Annotated in this window: 15 protein-coding genes, 2 tRNA genes and 2 pseudogenes; 14 read left to right on the top strand and 5 right to left on the bottom strand. The window is 65.7% G+C overall.

What is annotated here, in order from left to right; translation table 11 throughout:
• Positions 1-3 precede the first annotated feature (3 nt).
• The 5 genes from ACV7NQ_RS23970 to ACV7NQ_RS23950 all read left to right on the top strand — a co-directional run bounded on the left by ACV7NQ_RS23970 (position 4) and on the right by ACV7NQ_RS23950 (position 5810).
• A tRNA-Arg gene (locus ACV7NQ_RS23970) sits at positions 4-79 on the top strand.
• Between the two features lie 53 nt (positions 80-132).
• Positions 133-531, top strand: a complete 399-nt coding sequence (locus tag ACV7NQ_RS23965; RefSeq protein WP_463361692.1) for an Rv0361 family membrane protein — start codon at positions 133-135, stop codon at positions 529-531.
• Positions 532-2155: 1624 nt separating this feature from the next.
• Complete coding sequence (locus tag ACV7NQ_RS23960; protein ID WP_463365795.1) at positions 2156-3178, top strand: iron ABC transporter substrate-binding protein; 1023 nt, start codon at positions 2156-2158, stop codon at positions 3176-3178.
• Between the two features lie 17 nt (positions 3179-3195).
• Positions 3196-4749 carry an ABC transporter permease gene (locus ACV7NQ_RS23955; protein ID WP_463361691.1) on the top strand — a complete coding sequence of 518 codons (1554 nt, stop codon included), beginning with the start codon at positions 3196-3198 and terminating at the stop codon, positions 4747-4749.
• Positions 4746-5810 carry an ABC transporter ATP-binding protein gene (locus ACV7NQ_RS23950; RefSeq protein WP_463361690.1) on the top strand — a complete coding sequence of 355 codons (1065 nt, stop codon included), beginning with the start codon at positions 4746-4748 and terminating at the stop codon, positions 5808-5810. The genes ACV7NQ_RS23955 and ACV7NQ_RS23950 overlap by 4 nt, the downstream gene beginning before the upstream one ends.
• 76 nt (positions 5811-5886) lie before the next feature.
• Here ACV7NQ_RS23950 and ACV7NQ_RS23945 read toward each other — a convergent pair.
• A tRNA-Cys gene (locus ACV7NQ_RS23945) sits at positions 5887-5958 on the bottom strand.
• Positions 5959-6100: 142 nt separating this feature from the next.
• Between ACV7NQ_RS23945 and ACV7NQ_RS23940 the strand changes: the two genes are divergently transcribed.
• Complete coding sequence (locus tag ACV7NQ_RS23940; RefSeq protein WP_463361689.1) at positions 6101-6649, top strand: MarR family winged helix-turn-helix transcriptional regulator; 549 nt, start codon at positions 6101-6103, stop codon at positions 6647-6649.
• Positions 6650-6770: 121 nt separating this feature from the next.
• Entirely contained in the window at positions 6771-7841 is a 1071-nt protein-coding gene (locus ACV7NQ_RS23935; RefSeq protein ID WP_463361688.1) for an Hsp70 family protein, read from the top strand.
• A gap of 2 nt (positions 7842-7843) precedes the next feature.
• Here ACV7NQ_RS23935 and ACV7NQ_RS23930 read toward each other — a convergent pair whose 3' ends face one another.
• Positions 7844-8629 carry an enoyl-CoA hydratase gene (locus ACV7NQ_RS23930; protein ID WP_463361687.1) on the bottom strand — a complete coding sequence of 262 codons (786 nt, stop codon included), beginning with the start codon at positions 8627-8629 and terminating at the stop codon, positions 7844-7846.
• Between the two features lie 1414 nt (positions 8630-10043).
• On the opposite strand from ACV7NQ_RS23930, the gene ACV7NQ_RS23925 reads away from it, so the two are divergent.
• The 5 genes and pseudogenes from ACV7NQ_RS23925 to ACV7NQ_RS23905 all read left to right on the top strand — a co-directional run.
• Positions 10044-10367 (top strand): transposase, encoded by a 324-nt coding sequence (locus tag ACV7NQ_RS23925; protein ID WP_463361686.1) that lies wholly within the window; start codon positions 10044-10046, stop codon positions 10365-10367.
• Positions 10367-10861 carry an IS3 family transposase gene (locus tag ACV7NQ_RS23920; RefSeq protein WP_463359981.1) on the top strand — a complete coding sequence of 165 codons (495 nt, stop codon included), beginning with the start codon at positions 10367-10369 and terminating at the stop codon, positions 10859-10861. Before ACV7NQ_RS23925 ends, ACV7NQ_RS23920 begins: the two co-directional genes overlap by 1 nt.
• A gap of 101 nt (positions 10862-10962) precedes the next feature.
• Positions 10963-12027, top strand: a complete 1065-nt coding sequence (locus ACV7NQ_RS23915) for a tyrosine-type recombinase/integrase (protein ID WP_463361685.1) — start codon at positions 10963-10965, stop codon at positions 12025-12027.
• Positions 12024-14354, top strand: coding sequence for a tyrosine-type recombinase/integrase (locus ACV7NQ_RS23910; protein WP_463359983.1), 2331 nt, complete (start codon positions 12024-12026; stop codon positions 14352-14354). Before ACV7NQ_RS23915 ends, ACV7NQ_RS23910 begins: the two co-directional genes overlap by 4 nt.
• 21 nt (positions 14355-14375) lie before the next feature.
• Positions 14376-14822 (top strand): annotated as a pseudogene (locus ACV7NQ_RS23905) (transposase); the annotation flags it as partial.
• Positions 14823-15616: 794 nt separating this feature from the next.
• Here the strand turns inward: ACV7NQ_RS23905 and ACV7NQ_RS23900 are convergent.
• Both ACV7NQ_RS23900 and ACV7NQ_RS23895 read right to left on the bottom strand, forming a co-directional pair.
• Positions 15617-15793, bottom strand: a pseudogene (locus tag ACV7NQ_RS23900) (enoyl-CoA hydratase/isomerase family protein); the annotation flags it as partial.
• On the bottom strand, positions 15790-16245 hold the full coding sequence (locus tag ACV7NQ_RS23895) for an aldehyde dehydrogenase family protein (protein WP_463361684.1): 456 nt from the start codon (positions 16243-16245) through the stop codon (positions 15790-15792). The pseudogene ACV7NQ_RS23900 and the gene ACV7NQ_RS23895, both read right to left, overlap by 4 nt.
• A 222-nt stretch (positions 16246-16467) precedes the next feature.
• Here ACV7NQ_RS23895 and icmF point away from each other — a divergent pair, with 222 nt between their 5' ends.
• A complete protein-coding gene (gene icmF, locus ACV7NQ_RS23890) occupies positions 16468-19686 on the top strand; it encodes a fused isobutyryl-CoA mutase/GTPase IcmF (protein ID WP_463361683.1) in 3219 nt (1072 codons plus the stop codon).
• Positions 19687-19688: 2 nt separating this feature from the next.
• Here the strand turns inward: icmF and ACV7NQ_RS23885 are convergent, their stop codons facing one another.
• Complete coding sequence (locus ACV7NQ_RS23885; protein WP_463361682.1) at positions 19689-20567, bottom strand: NmrA/HSCARG family protein; 879 nt, start codon at positions 20565-20567, stop codon at positions 19689-19691.
• Positions 20568-20659: 92 nt separating this feature from the next.
• On the opposite strand from ACV7NQ_RS23885, the gene ACV7NQ_RS23880 reads away from it, so the two are divergent.
• Entirely contained in the window at positions 20660-21439 is a 780-nt protein-coding gene (locus tag ACV7NQ_RS23880; RefSeq protein WP_463361681.1) for a TetR/AcrR family transcriptional regulator, read from the top strand.
• Positions 21440-21470: the final 31 nt, after the last annotated feature.

Here is a 21470-nt window from a genome sequence, read left to right as displayed (position 1 = left end):
CCCGCCCTCGTAGCTCAGGGGATAGAGCGTCTGCCTCCGGAGCAGAAGGCCGCAGGTTCGAATCCTGCCGAGGGCACCACAGGCCCTGAACCTGCACACCACTGGTTCAGGGCCTTTTTCGATTTATCGCTGGTGACGACAGCGCACCGTGCGTTCGGAGTGGTGCTGACGGTGCAAGGTAAGACGCCGCTCGCCTCCGATGACAAGAAGATCGAGGTCGCGATCCACGACTTCTACGACACGCTCGGCAAGGATTGGTTCCGAGCCGCGGCGTGTGCGGCCGATCGCACCGAGTTCGGCTCGCTGAGCGAGGATCAGAAGAAGGCAATCGATTCGGCCAAGGTTTCGGTGTCGATCGATAAGATCGAGAACATCGTGGTCACCGGCGACCGGGCGACCGCGCACATCGTCGGCCAACTCACGCTGTCGCTTCCAGGCGAGACGCCCAACACCGACAACAGCACCGATGAGAGCCTGAAGAAGGAAGACGGCAAGTGGAAGGTTTGCTCGGCTGAATCGGGCAAGAACTGATTCCGCAGCGCAGTCGCGCATGAGTTGCTGCGAACCGTCGCGCAGAACGGTGCTCGGCGCTATCGCCCTTGCTGCGCTGCTGCCCGTCACGGGCATGGCGGGCTCGGGTTCGGCTCGGGCACAACCGAATCCGCTGTTCGCCACCGATCTGGAAGTGGTCACGATCACCGATCGGTCGGTGATCCTGACCTGGACGACGGTGTCGCCTGATCCAACCGGACGGCTGCTGCCGGTGGACGCCGACGCCGAGGTCCGCCTCGGCCCCGTCGGCTCACCGCTGGCTCCGGCACCGGTCTACGCGGACTCCGACCCCACCCCGTTCCATTACGCGGAAATCAGTGGCCTCGAACCGGGCCGCCGCTATCGATTCGAGGCGTGGTCACACGGCGTGCGCGCGAGCCCGGCTCTCTCGCTGACCACGCTCAGCCCCGGAAGTCCGGAATCCACCGGCGAATTCACCACGCTGGTGCCGCCGCCGGGTCGCTCACTGCACACCCTGGCGCTGGCCAACGACGTGCACTATGGCGAGCAGGTCAGCGGGCTCGTCATCGGCGAACTGCCGCCCGGATTCCGGCAGGACCCGAGTCTGCCGCCGTATCCGGAAGTGATGCTCGCCGCATTGCTCGACGATCTGCGCCGCCCCGACCGTGGCGCCGAGCGGCTGATCATCGCGGGCGATCTCACCAGTGAGGCAACGGCGGCGGAGTCCCGCGCGGTACGCGCCCACTTGGACGGATGGGGCACGTTGGGCCGCGACTACCTCGTCGCGCGCGGCAATCACGACCGGCCGCAGGTCGGGTCGGCACATCTGGGCTGCGCATCCGCCGCCGCCGAGCACTTCGACTGCTGGGCCGACGAATTCACGCCACGTCAGCAGTTGGTCGAGCACGAGGTCGGCGGGCTACGGCTTATCGGCCTGGACACCAGTGAACTCGACGGCTTCGGCGGCAGCATCGAGCGCCCACAATTCGACCACTTGGCCGAACTGCTGCGCGCCGACCCGGACCGTCCGACGCTGCTGTTCGGCCACCATCCGGTGACCGTCGAGTCCGGGCTCACCAACACCGCCGGACCCGGATTCGTGCTCAACCGCCCCGACAGCATCGAATTGCAGGCGCTCCATGAACGCGCTCCCCGGCGTGTTTCTGCAGCACAGCGGCCACACGCACCGCAACAGGCGGACCCGGCCGGACGCCGACTGCGCGGTCGAATTCCTCGAAGTCGCGGCGGTGAAGGAGTATCCCGGCGGCTACAGCCTGCTGCGACTGTACGAGGGCGGGTACATGGTGAACTTCTACAAAACCCGTACCCAGGCCGCCCAGCGCTGGAGCGCTATGACCAGGGGCGAATACTTCGGGCTGGTGCCCGATTACACGCTCGGCACGGTGGCGGATCGCAATCACGTTGTGCTGCGCGATTTCTCGGGACTCGCGTAAGCGGTCGGCAATCACGGCCGTGCCGGCCGGGAGCCGCAGCTGGCCAGATATCGTCCGTGCGCTTCGAACGGGTATCTTGCTTAGGTAAGCCTCATCATATGCGGCGGTCGGTTTCCGCCCGCCCGAGCGCTCTCAGCGGTCGTCGAGCAGGTGCGGTTGAACCTACGTACGCGTTGGAAGGACAGATAATGGTGTCGGTCAGATGGAAATCGGTGTCCGCAGGTCTAGCGGTCACGGTGGCAGCGCTCGGCATCACGGCCTGCTCGAGTTCCTCGAACGACACGAACGAGATCACGGTCTACAACGCGCAGCACGAATCCCTCACCAAGGAGTGGGTGGACGCGTTCACCAAACAGACCGGCATCAAGGTCACCCTGCGTCAGGGTGGTGACACTGACCTGGGCAACCAGCTGGTCGCCGAGGGCGCCGCCTCCCGCGCCGATGTCTTCCTCACCGAGAACTCCCCCGCCATGGCGTTGGTGGAGAACGCGGGCCTGTTCGCCGACCTCGACAAGCAGACCCTCGACCAGGTGCCGGCGCAGTTCCGGCCGTCCACCGGCAAGTGGACCGGAATCGCCGCCCGCTCAACGGTTTTCGTCTACAACAAGGACAAGGTCGCGCCCAACCAGCTGCCCGCCTCGCTGCTGGATCTGGCGCAGCCGCAGTGGAAAGGTCGCTGGGGCGCCGGCGTCTCCGGCGCCGACTTCCAGGCCATCGTGGCCGGACTGCTCGCGCTCAAGGGTGAGGACGCCACGCGCGCCTGGCTCGAGGGCATCAAGGAGAACGCGATCGCGTTCCCAAACAATGTCGCCGCTATGAAGGCCGCCGATTCCGGCCAGGCCGACGGCGGCGTGATCTACCACTACTACTGGTACCGCGACCAGGCCAACACCAAGGAGAGCAGCGGCAACACCGCGCTGCACTACTTCAAGAACCAGGACCCCGGCGCCTTCGTCAGCGTGTCCGGTGGCGGCGTGCTGAAGTCGAGCAAGAAGCAGGAATCGGCGCAGAAGTTCCTGGCGTTCATCACCGCCAAGGCGGGCCAGGAGATCCTGCGCGACGGTGACTCGATGGAGTACCCGGTGGCCAGTGATGTCGCGGCCAACCCGGCGCTGCCGCCGCTGGCCGACCTGCAGGCACCGGCCATCGATCCGAGCAAGCTCGACGCCAAGAAGGTGACCGCGCTGATGACCGAGACAGGTCTGCTCTAACCGTGGCTGCTCTAACCGTGGCTGTTCGGACCGCTGTCGCTTCGTCCCGGGTCGGCCGACCCGGGCTACTCGTCACGAGCGTCGCCCTGCTGTTGGTGGCTGCGACGTTCGTGCCGTTGGGCTACATCGTGTCCACGATCTTCTCCACCGGCATCCATCAGGCGGCGGATCTGGTATTCCGGCCCAGAGTCGGTGAGCTGCTGCGCAATACGGCCGGGCTGGTAGTGGTCACCGTGCCGATCTGCGTGGCGCTCGGCGTCGGGCTGGCCTGGGTGGTCGAGCGCACCGCGGTGCCGGGCGCGGCCTGGTGGGGGCCGGTGTTCGCGGCGCCGCTGGCCGTGCCCGCGTTCGTGAACAGCTACGGCTGGGTCAGCGCTTTCCCGACGATGCACGGACTGCCTGCCGGTGTCGTGATCTCGACGATGTCGTACTTTCCGCTGGTGTACCTGCCCGCGGCGGCAACACTGCGCCGGTTGGACCCGTCGGTGGAGGAATCCGCTAGGGCGCTCGGCTCCGGGCCCGTCGCGGTGTTCGTGCGAATTGTGTTGCCGCAGTTGCGGTTAGCCATTCTCGGTGGCGGACTGCTGATCTCGCTGCATCTGCTCGCCGAGTACGGTGCGTTCGTGATGATTCGGTTCGACACCTTCACCACCGCGATCTTCGAGCAGTACCAATCCAGCTTCGCGGGGCCTGCGGGCAGCATGCTGGCGGGTGTGCTGGTGCTGTGCTGCCTGGTGCTGCTGGCGGGCGAGGCGGCGGCGCGCGGCACTGCGCGCTACGCCAGGATCGGCAGCGGCGCACCGCGCGAATCGAAGCGGGTTCGGCTGAGGCTCGGCACAATTCCGGTGCTCGCCGCGCTGATCGCGGTCACCGTGGGCGCACTGGGCGTACCGCTGTGGACGATCGTGCGCTGGCTGCGCCTGGGCGGCACGAAGGTGTGGGACCTCGGCGAGATCGGCCGGGCACTCGACCAGACCGTCGGGCTCGCCGCGATCGCCGCGCTGATCACCACACTGTGCGCGTTTCCGGTGGCCTGGATCGCGGTCCGCTCGACCTCAGCGTTCGCACGAATTGTGGAGGGCGCCAACTATATCACCAGCTCGCTGCCCGGCATCGTGATCGCACTGGCCATGGTGACGGTCACCATTCGCTGGGCGCCGCCGCTCTACCAGACTATGACCATGGTGGTGGCCGCGTACGTGCTGATGTTCCTGCCGCGCGCGCTGGTCAGCGTGCGGGCCGGGCTGGCGCAGGTGCCCGTCGGACTGGAGGAGGTATCCCGCTCGCTCGGACAATCCGGTCCGGTCACGTTCCTGCGAGTGACGTTGCGGCTCACCGCACCCGCCGCGGCATCGGCGGGCGCGCTGGTCTTCGTGGCCGTCGCGACCGAACTCACCGCGACATTGTTGTTGGCGCCCAGCGGAACTCGCACGCTGGCCATGCGGTTCTGGTCGCTGTCGGGCGAATTGGACTACGCGGCGGCAGCCCCCTATGCATTGATCATGATCGTCGCCGCGGTACCGGTGACGTATCTGCTGTTCACCCAATCCAGGAAGGTGGCGGGGACATGAGTCGGCTCGTCGTGGATGACGTTTCGAAGACGTTCGGCCACACCCAGGTACTCGGCGGAATCACGCTGGAGGTGCCCAACGGAAGTTCCACGGCAGTGGTCGGCTCCTCCGGATGCGGCAAGACCACATTGCTGCGGGTGATCGCCGGATTCGAGTCACCGGATTCGGGTTCGGTGTCCATCGGCACGGAAACCGTTACCCGAGATCGGTTCTCGGTACCGCCGCAGCGACGCAATGTCGGTTACGTCGCGCAGGACGGTGCGCTGTTCCCGCACCTGACCGTCGGCCAGAACATCGCCTACGGCCTGCGCAGCGGATTCTGCGGTGTACGCAGCGGTAAGCACCGGGTCGGCGAACTGCTGGAGATGGTGTCACTGGACTCGTCCTACGCCGACCGCCGACCGCACCAACTCTCCGGCGGCCAGCAGCAGCGAGTCGCCCTGGCCCGAGCCCTGGCCCGCAAGCCCGACGTGATGCTGCTCGACGAGCCGTTCAGCGCGTTGGACGCCGGACTGCGCACCACCACCAGGCAGGCCGTGGCCGAGACGCTGCGCGCGGCGGGCATGACGAGCATCCTGGTCACCCACGATCAAGAAGAGGCGCTGTGCTTCGCCGAGCAGGTCGCGGTGATGCGGCAGGGCCGGTTCACCCAGGTCGGCGCGCCGGAGCAGGTCTACGCGGCGCCCACCGATCTGTTCACCGCGCGCTTCCTCGGTGACTGCGTGCTGCTCGGCGCGGTGATCGACGGGGACATGGCCAAGTGTGTGCTTGGACGAATCCCGGTGCAGAAGTCCGCGCCGTCGGGCCAGGCGACCATTATGATGCGCCCGGAACAACTGGTGGCCAACGTGGTCGCGGACAGCGAACAAAGCAGCGGCGTGGTGCGTAACGTGGAATTCCGCGGCGCCGACGTGATGCTGACCATCGCTCTCGACGGAGACACCGAACCGGTGCGCGTGCGGCGCGCCAGCGCCGCGGCACCGACCGCGGGTCAGCGCGTTCGCCTGGATGTCCTCGGCGCCGCAGTGGCCTTCGACGTGGAATCCGGCAGCCCGGCCTGAAACCGGGAAACGCTCGACTCGGCGATGGCATACACCGAGTCGAGCGTCCCAAGGCAGCACACTCCTGACCGCTCAGAGCGAGCGGCGGGAATTGAACCCGCGTAAACGGCTTTGCAGACCGTTGCCTCAACCACTCAGCCACGCCCGCCTCGCATTGAATAGTGCCGTTTGCGGTCGGGCCCGCCCACCCTTGCGCTCAGAGTGATTCTTAAGCACACCGAACGACTGTGACCCGAAAGCCCGGCCGGGTGTGGGCGGATTACCCGCGGCCGCATGGAATGATCGGAGTCATGTCTCGGCCACGCCCGCTCCCGCTGGATCCGATCGAGGAGGCCCATCGTCAGTGGGTCGGCCACGGCTGGGGTGATGTCGCCGACGGAATGGCCGCGGTGACCTCGCTGGTGCGGGCCCAGCAAATCGTGATGGCCCGGGTCGACGAGGCTCTCAAACCGACCGGTTTGACTTTCTCGCGTTACGAACTTCTGATGCTGCTGAACTTCAGCAAAACGGGCGCGCTGCCGATGACGAAGGCGAGCGCACGCTTACAGGTGCACCCGACCAGCGTGACCAATACCGTCGACCGACTGGAAGCGGCGAAGCTCGTTGAGCGAGTCCCTCATCCGAGCGATCGCCGCGCGACGCTGATCGAAATCACTGATGCGGGAAGAGAATTGGTTGCCAAAGCAACCGACGAACTCAATGCGAAGGTGTTCGCCGTTCTCGGTCTCGAACCGGATCGACTGCATACCCTGTTGCAACTGCTCGCCGAGTTCCGGCATGCCGCAGGCGACTTCGATACCGACGGTGCACCGGCCCGGTGGTCGGCCAACGATCACTGACTTTCGCGCGGCGAACTGGTCGGTCTTTACCCCAACTGAACGACTGCCCCGTAACGGTCCGGCATCCAACTAGCGAATTTCCCGCCCCGCCGTCTTGGCAGCGGCGCGGAAAAGGTCCACCATGGAATCCATGGTGCTGGTCTTGGGGGTATCGGCGGGCGCTGGTGGCGCCCGCGCGATGCTGACGCATTCCGATCAGCCACATCTCCCACCGATAGACCGCTGCCAGGTACCGCGCCGCGCCGGTGGCGGCGTCGACGAACCCGTTTTCGAAGCGATCCGCCAGATGAGCGGTTCCGCCGAGCGACGCGACGAACTGATCACCGGGACCGCCGTGACCTGCCGCTGTCCGCTGCACGCCGAATCCATTCGAGCCACCGCCGGCCGCTCCCGGCTCACCATCGTCGACGAACCGCTGGCCCAGCTGCGGTATCTGCGCTTTACCGGCCAACTCCCCGACAGTGGCTCGGTGATCCTCTATGACCTGGGCACCTCCGGCCTGACCATCACCCATGCCGACTGCCGGACAGACACCATCCTGTCCAGCAAACGCAGCACGGTGCTCGGCGGCGACGGCTACGATGCGCTGCTGCGCTGGCAGTTGGCCCGCGGCGGCGTGCTCGCCGACAAACTGACCAGCCGCAGGTACCGGGAGTCGCTGAGCAGTGCCCGGGTGGTGACCGCCACGGACCCCGGCACCGGCGGCCGCGCCGTGGTCACCCGCAGCGACCTCGCGGAACTCTGCGCGGCGGGCATCCACCATTCGGCGTCGTTCGTCCGTCAACTCATCGACGAAACCGGCGTCCAACCGGAAGCGCTGGTGCTGCTCGGCGGCTGCACCCGCAATCCGAACATCCGCGACGCACTCGGCGAGATGACCGGCCTGCCGATCATCTACGACTCTGAACCCGAATATGTCTCCGCGCGCGGCGCCGTCCTGCTGGCCGCGGAACGCCCCGCGGGCGACCTCCGCATGGCCCGAATCCGTTCCGGCGCATCATTACCCGCCGCGCTGACCGCTGGCACCATCGGTCGCAGGAAACTCATTGCCGCGGTAGCTGTTACCGTGGCACTCGGCGCGACGATCGCCGGACTGCTCGCCATGGACAAGAATCCGGCGCAGTCTCCCGAAACGGGGACCGCGCCGACTCCTGTTGAGGTGGCCGGAATTCCGGCGACACCCTTCCGATAACCTCAGCGGTTGGTGAACTTCGCCGGTCGCTTCTCGACGAAGGCGGACATGCCTTCCTTCTGGTCCTCTATGGCGAAGAGAGAGTGGAAGACTCGGCGTTCGAAGCGAAGACCCTCGGCGAGAGTGGTTTCGAAGGAACGGTTCACGGCTTCCTTGGCGATCATGGTGACCGGCAGTGACATCGAGGCGATGGTTTCGGCCACCTCGAGCGCGGTATCGAGCAGTTCGGCGGCCGGGACGATGCGCGAGACCAACCCGGCGCGCTCGGCTTCCTCGGCGTCCATATTGCGGCCGGTGAGGACCAGGTCCATGGCCTTGGCCTTGCCGACCGCACGGGTCAGGCGCTGCGAGCCGCCGATGCCGGGGATGACACCCAGCTTGATCTCGGGCTGACCGAATTTGGCATTGTCCGCGGCGAGCAGTATGTCGCAGATCATGGCCAGCTCGCAGCCGCCACCGAGCGCATAACCCGCGACCGCGGCGATGGTGGGCTTACGGAACGCGGCGAGCCGATCCCAGCGGGCGAAGTAGTCGTTCATGAACATGTCCATGTACGACTTGGGCTGCATCTCCTTGATGTCGGCGCCCGCCGCGAAGGCCCGCTCCGAGCCGGTGATGACAATGGCGCCGATCTCGTCGTCGTGCTCCAGTTCGTCGAGCGCGGCGATGACATCGTCGAGGACCTGCGCGTTCAGCGCGTTGAGCGCCTTCGGGCGGTTCAGGGTGATCCAGCCGACCCGGCCCTTACGCTCCAGCAGAATCGTCTCGAAGTCGGGCCCTCTCGTCACCCGACCACCACCCCCCACGGAATCGCTTCGCGATGCGTCCATTTTAGGCACCTTCTTGGTCGGAACGGTCTCGGATATCGGTGACGATACAACAGCGGGGTTTACAAGACTTCCCTCTACATCCCCTGATCGCCATAACATCCTGCAACACAACATGATTCGAAGCTTGCCCGCCCCCGTCCCATCCCTGGTATTCCCTTGGAATCCCGTGAAAATTACGGTCAATCCTCCGCCCTGATCCCCCCCCAGGTCCCGGCGGCTGGCGTCCGTTTCTAGCGGTCGATCCAGTGGCAGGTAGCCATCGCGGAGCCCGCAGCTTGGCAATCGGGAGACTGACCACATAGCCGGTACTTGTCCGGTCGGCGGGTTGCGCGTTGCGTTCATTCGTGCTGCATGATGTTCAACCGTCGTGTCGGTGGAGTACGCTCGACACGTTGGGGTCCTATACCGTACAGCTGCAGACTCTTGAACCGTGTGATTCACCGAGCATAGGAGTGCGCAGTGTTCTTCTTCCATTTCGGTCCGACGTGGAACAACGTGTTAGTCCTTTGGTCGCAGATCTTCCAGTTCGGCCCCCGTCCCTCGAATTGACACCATCGGCCGAGACCATTCGACAAGTATTCGATGGCGCCGGGCCCGCCACGCAGACAGCCGAACGGTGGAACGGTGTAGCAAAGTCGGCTCGCTGAGCTACCTGCTGTAGCACAGTTCGCAGTGAACGGGGTGGCGGGCAATCGATGGGATACCCGTTCACTTTGCCCGCGAGACCCGGAGATTCTGCGGGGTCTCCCTGACCCCCGCATCGCCGACCAGAGGAGCCACTTCGTAAGGGCCCCTTGTCGAGTAGCTTCCTGGAACGGACCTGTCGGCGCGTCTATCCAGATCGTGCGAGATGGGCATGCTACCGTCCGAGAACGGGCGGCTCCTGAACGTAGCTGGCCCGCCCTTCTTCTCGTGATGGCGACGAAGGCAAAGACTTTCGTAGATCTGCAAAGTCCTGATTCGCCATGCCCGCCTGCCGACATGAACTCAGCTTCACGACTCTAGGAGTATGTGCGCGATGTTCGTCTTCGTTTTCGAATTGGGTCCCACTCTGAACTTCACGTTCAACCTGTTATCCGCAATCCTGCAGGCCATCTGACTGCTCGCCGGGGCGATGGTCGGAAGACATAGACGCCCGGCACTGACGGGGCACTGATGACTCCCTCACCCAGAGGTGAACCACCCCTCCTTTGTGGTCCCTTCCGCGGATAGATCGCCTATCCACCGCTCCCGCATGTGTGGGGGACTCTCCTTCGCCCCGCTTCCTCATACTGGCCTCCCCTTCAGTCGGGCGGGCCTGTCAACTGAGGTTCCCCCCGGAAAGTGGACACCTGATTCGCAGGACTAACGGTCCTGCTGGAAGGATGTCCATATGCCTCCTCGCAAGCGTCGGTCGTTTACGGCCGAGTACAAGGTCGAGGCTGCGCATCGGGTGATCGATTCCGGTCGCACGATCGCTGAGGTCGCCCGCGAGTTGGGACTCAACGACGGCCTGCTGAGCAATTGGGTTAAAGCCGAACGCCGCCGGATGGGTGCGGCGACAGCACGCGGTGATACCGCGCTGGATCCGGCTGAGCGAGCCGAGCTGCTGGCCTTGCGAAAGCGAGTTGCCGAGCAGGACAAGGACATTCAATTCCTTAAAAAAGCTTCGGCGTACTTTGCCGCGATGCAGCACCCGCGCAGCGGTTCGAGCTGATGGGAAAGTACGCCGCCCCCGACAACGCCGAGGTCGCCGAGACTGCCGGCACCCCCGCCGCGCTGACGCCGCGGTTCGACCTCACCCGCATGGCGCGCCTGCTGGAGGTCTCCACTTCCGGCTATCACCAGTGGCGAAAACGGCGCACGGCAACAGAACTCACTCCACAGGCGCAGCGGCGGGCGGATCTGACGGTGAAGATCCTCGACGTGCACGCCGACTCCGACGGCACCTACGGGTCGCCACGAATCACCACCGAGCTGCGCGAACGCGGTGAGCGGGTGACCGAGAAGACCGTCGCCAAGATCATGGCCGGGATCGGGATCGAGGGCATCAGCCCGCGCACCTTCAAGGTAAGAACGACCGTGGTCGACCCGACCGCGTCGTTCCCGCCGGATCTGGTGCAACGCGACTTCGATCGGGGTCGGCTCGATGCCGTCTGGCTGACCGACATCACCTACCTGAACTGCGGTGAAGGCGACATGTACCTATAAGTTACGTGGAATCTGACCGTGTGTCGGTCAGCGGGGTCCGGGCCTGGGCTCAGTAACGTCGCGGCGAACTTTCGAACTCGACGGACAGACGGGGCTGGTGCATGCCGGAGACGGTGGAGGCGAAGTGGCCGGTTCTCGGTCGGCACGTGCGGGCGGCGGAGTGGTTGCGGATCTGGACCGATCTGGGGCGTGCGCCGCGAACGATCGATGCGTATGCGCGGGGTTTGGGTGAGTATCTGCTGGTCTGTGAGCGGGAGGGTTTCGATCCGCTGACCGCGACTCGCGCTCAGGTGGCGGTGTTCGTGCGGGAGTTGACGTCGCGGCCGAGTCGGCGAGGGGCGAATGTGGTGGCGTTGGATTCGGGGTCGGGGCTGGCGAACGCGACCATGCAGCAGCGTCTGGTGCCGGTGCGGCTGTTCTATGATTTCTTGGTTGAGGAGGGGGTGCGGGACTCGAATCCTGTTGGCCGGGGCCGGTATACGCCTGGCCGGGTGGTCAGCGGTCGGGCGCGGTCGCTGGTGCCTCGCATGGTGAAGCTGCCGTGGATTCCCAGCGAGGAGGAGTGGCTGCGGCTGCTGGGGGTGTTCGCCGAGGAGCCGATCCGTAATCGGCTGATGCTGGCGCTGGCCTACGACGCGGCGTTGCGGCGGGAGGAGTTGTGCTCGTTGCGCAGCGACGATATCGATCCGGCGCACCGCACGGTGCGGGTGCGGGCGGAGACGACCAAGACCCGCCGGGAACGTGTGGTGCCGTATTCGGCGCCGACCGGGGTGCTGCTGTCGGAGTATTTGCAGCACCGGGCCACCCTGAGCAGGGCTCGCGGCGCGCTGTTTCTGTCGGAGTCACGCCGTAATCGCGCGGAGCCGCTGACGTTGTGGACGTGGTCGAAGGTGGTGCGGCGCATTGCGTTGGCGGCTGATGTTTCTCGGTTCTCCACCCATACCACCCGGCATCTGTGTTTGACGGATCTGGCCCGGATGGGGTGGGAGCTGCACGCGATCGCCAGTTTCGCTGGGCATCGCAGCACCGATTCCACACTGCAGTACATCCACCTGTCCGGGCGGGAGTTGTCGGCAAAACTGAATTCCTCGATGACGCACGTCCACGCATGGCGGATCGGAATGCTCACCGGAACCGGTGACGGCCGACAGGACGGGCCGGCGTGACGGCGGCCGAGGCGGTGTCGTCGGCGGCAAGCGGTGTCGCCGCGCTGCCGCGCCGCCGCCGCGGCTGGGACCGCCGTGGTGTGTTGCTCGACGGTGAGGCTGCGGCGGTGCTGGCGTTGGGGCCCGCGGGGCTGCGGCGCAAACGGTCCACCGGTGTCCCGCGGCGGACGGCGCGGCACTGGAATGCGGTGACCCGCTTGGTCGTTCCGCTCGATGAGACTCTGGCCGGGCTGCATCATGGTGAGGATGTCCGGTTCCGGCGGGCTGGCTTGCACGCCGCGGCGATCGTGCTGGCGCACTGCGCGGACACTGGCCGGTCGTATTGGGGGTGGACACCGTGGGAGTGGGCCAGGGTGTGTGGCGGCAGCGCGCGGGAGTTCGAAACCGCCCAGCCGCTGCCGACCGAGTCGACGGTCAGGCCGTTCGTCGTGGCGCTGGCTTACTTGCTCGGCGGGTTCACCGACTTCCACCGGTTGGGCACGTTCAACCGTTTTCGGTTGGCCTGCTTGATTTTCGGTGAATCCGACGTAGAGCAGTCCCTGCGAACTACCGGCGAGACGCTGCAACGGTGGGGCTACTGCGACGTCATGGACGCCAAGCATCGGATGCGGGGCGGGGTCAGTCAAGCCCTGCTGCTCAACGGCAGTCCCCGCCTCGACGAGTTGAGCACCACGGCGTTCGCGGCCCTGCGAGCGCATCCGGCAACTGAGGGGCATCAGGGGTCGATGCTGTTCGCGCTGCAACGCGTCGTGGCGGAACTGGGGCACTGTGAGGCGCCGGTGCGCAGCGGATACAACCCTGTCCTCGGCATCGAAGAAACCGATCCTGAGTGGGCGCCGTGGGTCGAACGATGGTATGCCACATCAACTTTGACCCCGAAAGTCCGCGCCTCAGTCCGCAATATCATGGCCAAAGCCGGCCGCTGGCTGGCCGCCGAGCACCCCGAGATCACCGAACCGGGCCACTGGACCAGGGCGACCTGCGCAGCCTGGGTCGCCGTGGTCGACCGGATGAGTGTCGGTGACTGGGTTCAGCGCCACGACGCCCTCGGCGACCGCGCTGGCACTCCGATCTCACCACGCACCAAGGCCCAGAACCTCAATGCCACCCGCACGTTCTTCCGGGACTGCCAGGAATGGGAGTGGATCGATCGCCGGTTCGACCCGAACCGGGCGCTGGCCGTCCCCCGCAGCGTCGCCGCGCTGATCGGCCCCAACCCCCGCGTGATCGCCGACGAGGTCTGGGCCAAACTGCTGTGGGCCGGGCTCAACCTGGAACCCCCCGACCTGCCCGGCACTTCCGGCGATACCGCCTATCCGATGGAGCTGGTCCGCGCCATCACGGTGACGTGGCTGTTCTCCGGGCTGCGCAGCGACGAGCTCTCCCGCCTGCGGGTGGGCTGCATCCGCTGGCAACACGCCGGACTGCCCATCCCCGGTGACTCCGACGACGTCCTCGCCGAGGACGCGGTCTGCCTGCTCGACGTTCCCGTCCACAAGACCGGCACCGCGTTCACCAAACCGGTCGACCCGATCGTCGGACAAGCCATCGAAGCCTGGCAGAAAATACGGCCGCACCAGCCGAAACGGCTCGACCGCAAGACCAATGAACATGTCGACATGCTGTTCTCGGTCCGCGCCCAGCCCGTCGCCAAGTACTACATCAACCGCACCGTCATCCCGGCGCTCTGCGCCAAAGCCGGTGTCCCCACCACCGACGTCCGCGGCAACATCACCAGCCACCGCGCCCGGTCCACGATCGCGAGCCAGCTCTACAACGCCAAGGAACCGATGACCCTGTTCGAGCTGCAGGCATGGCTCGGACATCGCACCCCCAACACCACCCAGCACTACGCCAAAATCACCCCGAACACCCTGTCCAAGGCGTATTCCGAGGCCGGGTACTTCGCCCGCAACATCCGCACCATCGAGGTCCTCGTCGACCGAGACGCTGTCACCTCCGGCGCAGCCGCCGCCGGAGAACCCTGGCAGCACTACGACCTCGGTCACGGCTTCTGCACCTACACCTTCTTCGAACAATGCCCGCACCGAATGGCCTGCGCTCGTTGCGATTTCTACACCCCCAAGAACTCCAGCAAGGGGCAACTCCTGGAGGCCAAAGAGAACCTGCAGCGGATGCTGGCCAACATCCCGCTCACCGACGAGGAACGGGTCGCCGTCGACGAGGGACAAAGCGCCCTCGATCAGCTCCTCGAACGACTGATCGATGTCCCCGCCCCAACTGGCGCCACGCCCCGCGAGATCGGCGTCCCGCCCACCGCCACCCTGTTGCCCATAACCCCTGCAGACCCAAGCAAATCCATATAAACCGGACAATTCAGATTCCACAGAATGTGTGCGATCCGGGACGGGCACTCCCGCCGCGTGCTCGGGCATGTCGTGGCCGACCACATCGGCGCCGACATGGTCTGTGAGGCCATCGATGCGGCCGTGGCCACCCGCGGCGGCCGATGCGAGGACACCGTGCTGCATTCCGATCGTGGTGGCGAGTTCACCGCTGGTCTGACGGCGAAATCCTGTGCCAGACACCGGCTTCGGCGGTCGATGGGCGAAACCGGAATATGCTGGGACAACAGTCCCGCCGAATCGTTCTGGTCCACGTTCAAGCACGAGTGTTACTACCGTCACGCCTACGCGACGAAGGCTGAACTTGTTGCCGCCGTTGATGATTGGATAGGATGGTTCAACACCGGTCGCCGTCACTCTGCGATCGGGATGATCAGTCCGCTACGCTACGAGCAGTCCCTGGCGACAGCCGCAGCGGAAGCCGCATAGCCCCCTGTCCACCGTTCGGGGTGAACCTCAAACCCCGAAGAGCGGAGCGTGGGTTGACAGGTTCGAACGGCTGCTCGGGACAATTGGGCCTATGAGGAGGCAGGGACATGACCGGACATCCGCATGTTTCGATGCAACCGTGGTGCGGTTCGGTGGGTCCAAGTAGTCATGACGATCGATGATAAGTCCGTACACCTGTCGGCCGCGCCTCAGCTGGAACCGCCCTTTGAGCCGTATCCGGGTCCGTCCGGTGAGTCGGTGGAGGCGTTGGCAGCAGTTCGTGGAATCCCGTGTCGGCGACGACGATCCGGGCCTGGAGCCGTAGCCGCGCGGCGTGTTCGGCAGTGAAACCGATTGTGTTGCGGTCGGTTCGGATGCCGCGCTACCCAGTGCGGATGGAAAGGACAGTCTCCGTACCGGGTAGCGGGCTTTCCCCGGGTAGCCAGGGGCCGGGGGCCTGTGCCTGGAGTCGACGCCGTTGTCGACTCGCTACCGGCGTCGTTGCCGGCGGCCAGGAAGGAGAGGGGGCCGAAGCCCCCAGCTGGTCAGGGCATCCGGTCGAGCGCCTCGAAGAACCGGTCGGAGCCGAACTCGTAGTCGAGGGTGCAACGGAGGCAGAAGTCGCCGTCGTCGGTGTCGAGAACGGTGGCTTCGTCGTAGCAGAGATCTTCTCCGGGGTTCCCTGACCTGTTGCGGGACGTTGCTCAATTCGAGCAGTTGGGCCAGTCCTTCGGCGGTTCTCCACGGGTGTGGTGCTCGTGGCTGGTAGTCGTATCGGGTTGTCGACCAGAAAGCTCCCCCGCGCCGGTGACGACGACCGTGCGGACCTCGTCGTCGTCGGCCCACTCGTGCAAGGCGCGCGACATGCCGAGCGCCATCACATGATTCAGCGCGTTGATGGCCTGGGGCCAGTTCAGCGTGATCAGGCCGAGGCCGTCGCGCTTCTCGATCAGGATGTCGGGTTCGGTCATGCCGCTCCTAGCACCGAGCGGGCGACAACCACCCGCATGGTTTCGTTCGTGCCCTCAAGGATTTGATGCACCCGCAGATCGCGGACGATCTTCTCGACGCCGTATTCGGCCAGGTAGCCGTAGCCGCCGTGCAGCTGCAGCGCCTTGTTCGCCACCTCGAAGCCGCGTCGGTGGCGAATCGCTTTGCCATGGATCAGCACCCTGGCCCGCTTCTGCGGGTTGAACGCGGCCCACACCTGCTTTGCCTCGGCGGCGGTCGCGATGACCGCCTCGACCTCGGACTTGCCGGCCAACGGAACCCACGCCTGCACCTCACCGGCGTTCGGATCGAAGACATCGCCGAACTTGCCGGAGGTGCCGGCGACGTGCTGAAGTGCGTGAGTTCGCGAACCATGCCAGTCCTCAGGTGTCGACGGCGGCGGCGCGGAAGTCCACGCCCGATTCACGGTCATCCTATAGTTGGATGTCCCAGTAAGACGGGGCGCAGCAAAGATGCTTTATACACCACTTTCCGAACCTGGATCAGGGTTCGGGGCGAGCTCGACCAGCGTTTCCGGGTGCGCGAGCGAAGCCACCTTGTGAGCGACCGCAAGGCTGGCGGGCTGACCGGGCTCACCGTAGGATTAGTTTGATGTCCTAGTATTGGGCGACAGAAGAACTCCCGGAGGAATCCCGTGGCCGATAGCATCGCGCTTCATACGCCCGTCCATCCTGTTCGATTCGTCACCTCCGCCGCCCTGTTCGACGGGCACGATGCGGCGATCAACATCATGCGGCGCATCCTTCAATCGCAGGGGGCGGAGGTGATTCATCTCGGTCACAACCGTGCGGTGCACGAAGTGGTCGCGGCCGTGGTCGAGGAAGATGTGCAAGGCGTGGCGGTCAGCTCTTATCAGGGCGGGCATATCGAGTACTTCGAATATCTCGCCAGTGCGCTGCGCGACGCCGGGGCGGGGCATGTTCAGATCTTCGGTGGCGGTGGCGGGGTGATCGTCGCCGACGAGATCGCGCGGCTCGCCGAATCGGGGGTCACGATCTTCTCCCCCGAGGACGGACAGCGACTCGGTCTGCCCGGCATGATCAATGAGCTGGTTCGCGCGTGCGATGTGGACTTGTCGACCGAGCGTCCGTCGATCGACGCGGTGCTGGCGGGCGAGCGGACGGCGCTAGCCAGGGCCATCACCTGCCTGCAACAGGACAGTCTGCCCGCCGCAGAGCGCGACGCCCTCATCGCCGCGGGCACCGCGCGGTCGGTGCCGGTGCTCGGCATCACCGGCACCGGTGGCTCCGGAAAGTCTTCGCTCACTGATGAATTGGTGCGGCGCCTGCGCTCCGATCAGCAGGACAAGGTGCGCGTGGCGATCCTCGCGGTCGATCCGACCCGACGACGCGGTGGCGGCGCACTGCTCGGTGACCGCATCCGAATGAACGCCCTCGATGGCGATCACATCTACTTCCGTTCGCTGGCTACCCGAGGCAATCACGAACTGCCGCAGAACATCGACGTCATCATCGCGGCATGTCAGGCCGCCGGATATGACCTGGTGGTGCTGGAAACGCCGGGTATCGGCCAGGGCGATGCGGCGATCGTCGACCACGTGGACGTCTCGATGTATGTGATGACACCGGAATTCGGCGCCGCCTCTCAGCTGGAGAAGATCGACATGCTGGACTACGCGGACGTGGTGGCAATCAATAAGTTCGAACGCCGCGGCGGCGCCGACGCGCTGCGCGATGTCTCGCGTCAGCTGGTGCGCAATCGCGAGGCGTTCGGTGCCAGTCCGGACGAGATGCCGGTATTCGGCACCAGCGCAGCGACATTCAACGACGACGGTGTGACCGCGCTCTATCAGCATCTGACCGGACTGCTCGGCCGGCACGGTCTCCAGCTGGAACCCGGTGCGCTACCGCGCGTCGAGGTTCGGGCCTCCACCCGATTCGCCCAGGTTATTCCGCCCGCGCGGGTGCGTTATCTGGCCGAGATCGCCGAGGCCGTACGGACGTATCACGCCGACACCGAACAGCAAGTCGTTGCTGCGCAACGTGTTCAGCGGCTGGAGCAGGTACTGGCGGAGCTGCCGGACGACGCGGCGGTGGCCGACCTACTCGACCGTGCGCGCACGGATCTGACCGCCCAGAACGCGGCACTGCTTGCCGACTGGCCCGCGGTCGCCGAAAGCTATCGCGGCGACGAGCAGGTGGTGCGGGTGCGCGATCGCGAGATCCACACCGCCTTGCGCCGGGAATCATTGTCGGGCAGCAGCATTCCGCGCGTCGCGCTGCCGCGTTACACCGATCACGGCGAACTGCTGCGCTTCCTGCGCGCCGAGAACCTGCCCGGCCGCTTCCCGTTCACCGCGGGCGTGTTCCCGTTCAAGCGCGACAACGAGGATCCCGCACGCATGTTCGCAGGCGAGGGCGACCCGTTCCGCACCAACCGGCGCTTCAAGGTGCTCTCCGAACATGCCGATGCGAAACGCCTTTCGACGGCCTTCGACTCCGTCACCCTCTACGGTTGCGATCCCGACGAACGTCCGGACGTCTACGGCAAGGTCGGCACCTCCGGGGTGTCGATCGCCTCGGTCGACGATATGAAGGCCCTCTACGACGGATTCGATCTCACCGCGCCGACCACGTCGGTTTCGATGACCATCAACGGACCCGCACCGACCATCCTCGCGTACTTCCTCAATACCGCGATCGACCAAGCGCTGGAACGCTTCTCGACCGCCGCAGGCCGAGAACCCACTGCGGACGAGGCCGCCGACATTCGGGGGAAGACCCTCGCCACGGTGCGCGGCACTGTGCAGGCCGACATCCTCAAGGAGGATCAGGGGCAGAACACCTGCATCTTCTCCACCGAATTCAGCCTGCGCATGATGGCCGATATCCAGGAATGGTTCGTGCGCAACGGGGTTCGCAACTTCTACTCCGTCTCGATCTCCGGCTATCACATCGCCGAAGCCGGCGCGAACCCGATCAGTCAGCTGGCCTTCACCCTCGCCAACGGGTTCACCTATGTGGAGGCGTATCTCGCGCGCGGTATGGCCATCGACGAGTTCGCGCCGAACCTGTCCTTCTTCTTCTCCAACGGCATGGACCCCGAGTACTCGGTGATCGGCCGTGTCGCACGGCGCATTTGGGCCGTCGCTATGCGCGACAAGTACGGTGCCGACGACCGGTCGCAGAAGCTGAAGTACCACATTCAGACCTCTGGCCGGTCGCTGCACGCACAGGAGATGAACTTCAACGACATTCGCACCACCTTGCAGGCGCTGATCGCCATCTACGACAACTGCAACAGCCTGCACACCAATGCCTACGACGAGGCGGTCACCACCCCCACCGAGGAATCGGTGCGGCGAGCACTAGCGATCCAGCTGATCATCAATCGCGAGTGGGGCCTGGCGATGAACGAAAACCCGCTCCAGGGCAGCTTTATCATCGACGAACTCACCGACCTGGTGGAGGAGGCGGTGCTGACCGAGTTCGAGCGGATCAGCGAACGCGGCGGCGTGCTCGGCGCCATGGAAACCGGCTACCAGCGCGGCCGCATCCAGGACGAGTCCATGCTCTATGAGCACCGCAAGCACGACGGCTCGCTGCCGATCGTCGGCGTCAACACCTTCCGCAACCCGCACGGTGAACCACACCGCGAACTCGAACTCGCCCGCGGCACCGAGGCAGAGAAGAAGTCACAGCTCACCCGGGTACACGACTTCCAAACCCGTCACCGCGACGACGCGCACGCCGCCCTGGCTCGCCTGGACGCCGTATCCCGTACCGACGCAAACATTTTCGATGTCCTGATGGACGCCGCTCGCGTCTGTACCCTCCAGCAGATCACCGACACCTTCTTCACCGTCGGCGGCCAATACCGCCGCAACGTCTGAGATCAGGCGTCGAGCACGGCAAGCAGCTGTGTCGCCCCGCCCTTTTCGAGCCACGTGCGGAAGTCGAGCAGGGCGGGAAACTCGGCACGCAGGGCGTCGATATCGGCCTTGGTGCCGAGGTCGGCGTTCATCACCTCGTAGCCGCGCGCGGCCTCTGCGCTGATGGCGCGCAGGGTCTCCATCGGAATCTGCCGGTACGGGACGGCCCGGCCGACCGCGCGGCTGATCTCCTCGGCGATCCGCGGCGGGGTGAGCGAATCCCCGGCCAGCTCGAAGATGCGTCCGGCGAACCGATCCGGCGCCGCGAACGCGGCCGCGGCCACCTCCGCGATGTCGTCGAGCGCGATGAGTTGTTGCCAGACAGTGGGAATGGCGGCGGTGGACAGCTCGCCGTTGGCGAGGCCGAATATCGGGAGCAGGTAGTTCTCCATGAACGAGGCCGGGCGCAGGATCGTGGCCGACAGCCCAGAGGCGAGCAGGTGCTGCTCGATGCGGCGCTTGTAGCCCATGTGAGGGATGCCGTTATCCCGTTCGACGCTATTGGCCGAGGAGTACACGAAGTGGCGCACACCTGCGCCTTTCGCGGCATTGACCAGCGCGACACCGATGGCGACCTCGTCGAAGTCGGCGGGCGCGCTGTACCCGGCGACGGCCTGCACGCTGAACACGCCGTAGGTGCCTGACACCGCGGCGTCGATCGCGGCCCGGTCGCTCAGGTCGCCGGTGAAGAGTTCCGCGCCAAGGGCAGCGAGTTTCGTCGCGGCGGCCGAGGTTTCGTCGCGGGTGAACGCGCGCACCGCGTAGCCGTCGGCCAACAGCCGCCTGGCCACCGCGCCACCCTGCTGCCCGGTCGCGCCGGTGACTAGAACTGTTTCGGTCATGATGGTCCTCCATGGGATAGAATCGGGTTTAGCGACCCACTTATTGATACGGAATCACCAACCCGCTTATCCGTCAAGGAGGAACCGGAATTGTGACCGCCGACATAGTGGACCCGGCCGGTGGCCCGGACGACCAGGGACAGTTACGTTCCGATGCGCGACGAAACCGGGCGCGCGTGCTCGACATCGCGCTGGAGACCTTCGCGACCGAGGGCATGTCGGTGACTCTCGGCGATATCGCCCGCCGCGCGGGCGTCGGGGCGGGCACCGTGTACCGACATTTCCCGACCAAGGAGAAACTGTTCGAGGAGGTGCTGGCCCGTCGCACCGACGAACTCGTCGAATGGGGACGCGAACTCACCCGCGGCGACAGCGACCCCGCCCAGCGGTTTTTCGCGTTCTTCGCGCACACCGTGTCGCGAGCGACGGTCAACCGCGCACTGTGCGCCGGCTTCCACGCCATCACCGGCCGCCGCACCGAACTATCGGCCGATCTGTTCGACGGCTACCTGACGATCCTCGGCGAACTCCTCGCCGCCGCCCAGGCCGCGGGCGCGGTACGTTCCGATGTGAACACCGCCGACGTGCACGCCCTCATCGCGGGCGCCGCGGCCATCGAGTCGACCCGCGCCGCGGTGGACAACGACTGGCATCTCACCCGGATCGTCCTCGACGGGCTGCGCACCGACGAGACGAAACAGATTGGTTTCGTAGCGTTCGGCGACGATCTCGCCGACGCCCGTCACGAAACAACCCACGCGTGCGCCGAATGCGGCAAACCGATCCACGCGGCCCACACCGGACGCCCCGCACGCTTCTGCGGCACCGCGTGCCGACAGAAGGCACACCGCCGCAAACGGCCCGGCGCCTGATCCCCGCGGGTTCGACCACGCCGGGATCTGG

The organism is Nocardia sp. Tas62D01 (assembly GCF_055232035.1).
The sequence above is the reverse complement of the archived record's forward strand: the minus strand, read 5'-3'. Positions and strand labels throughout refer to the sequence as shown.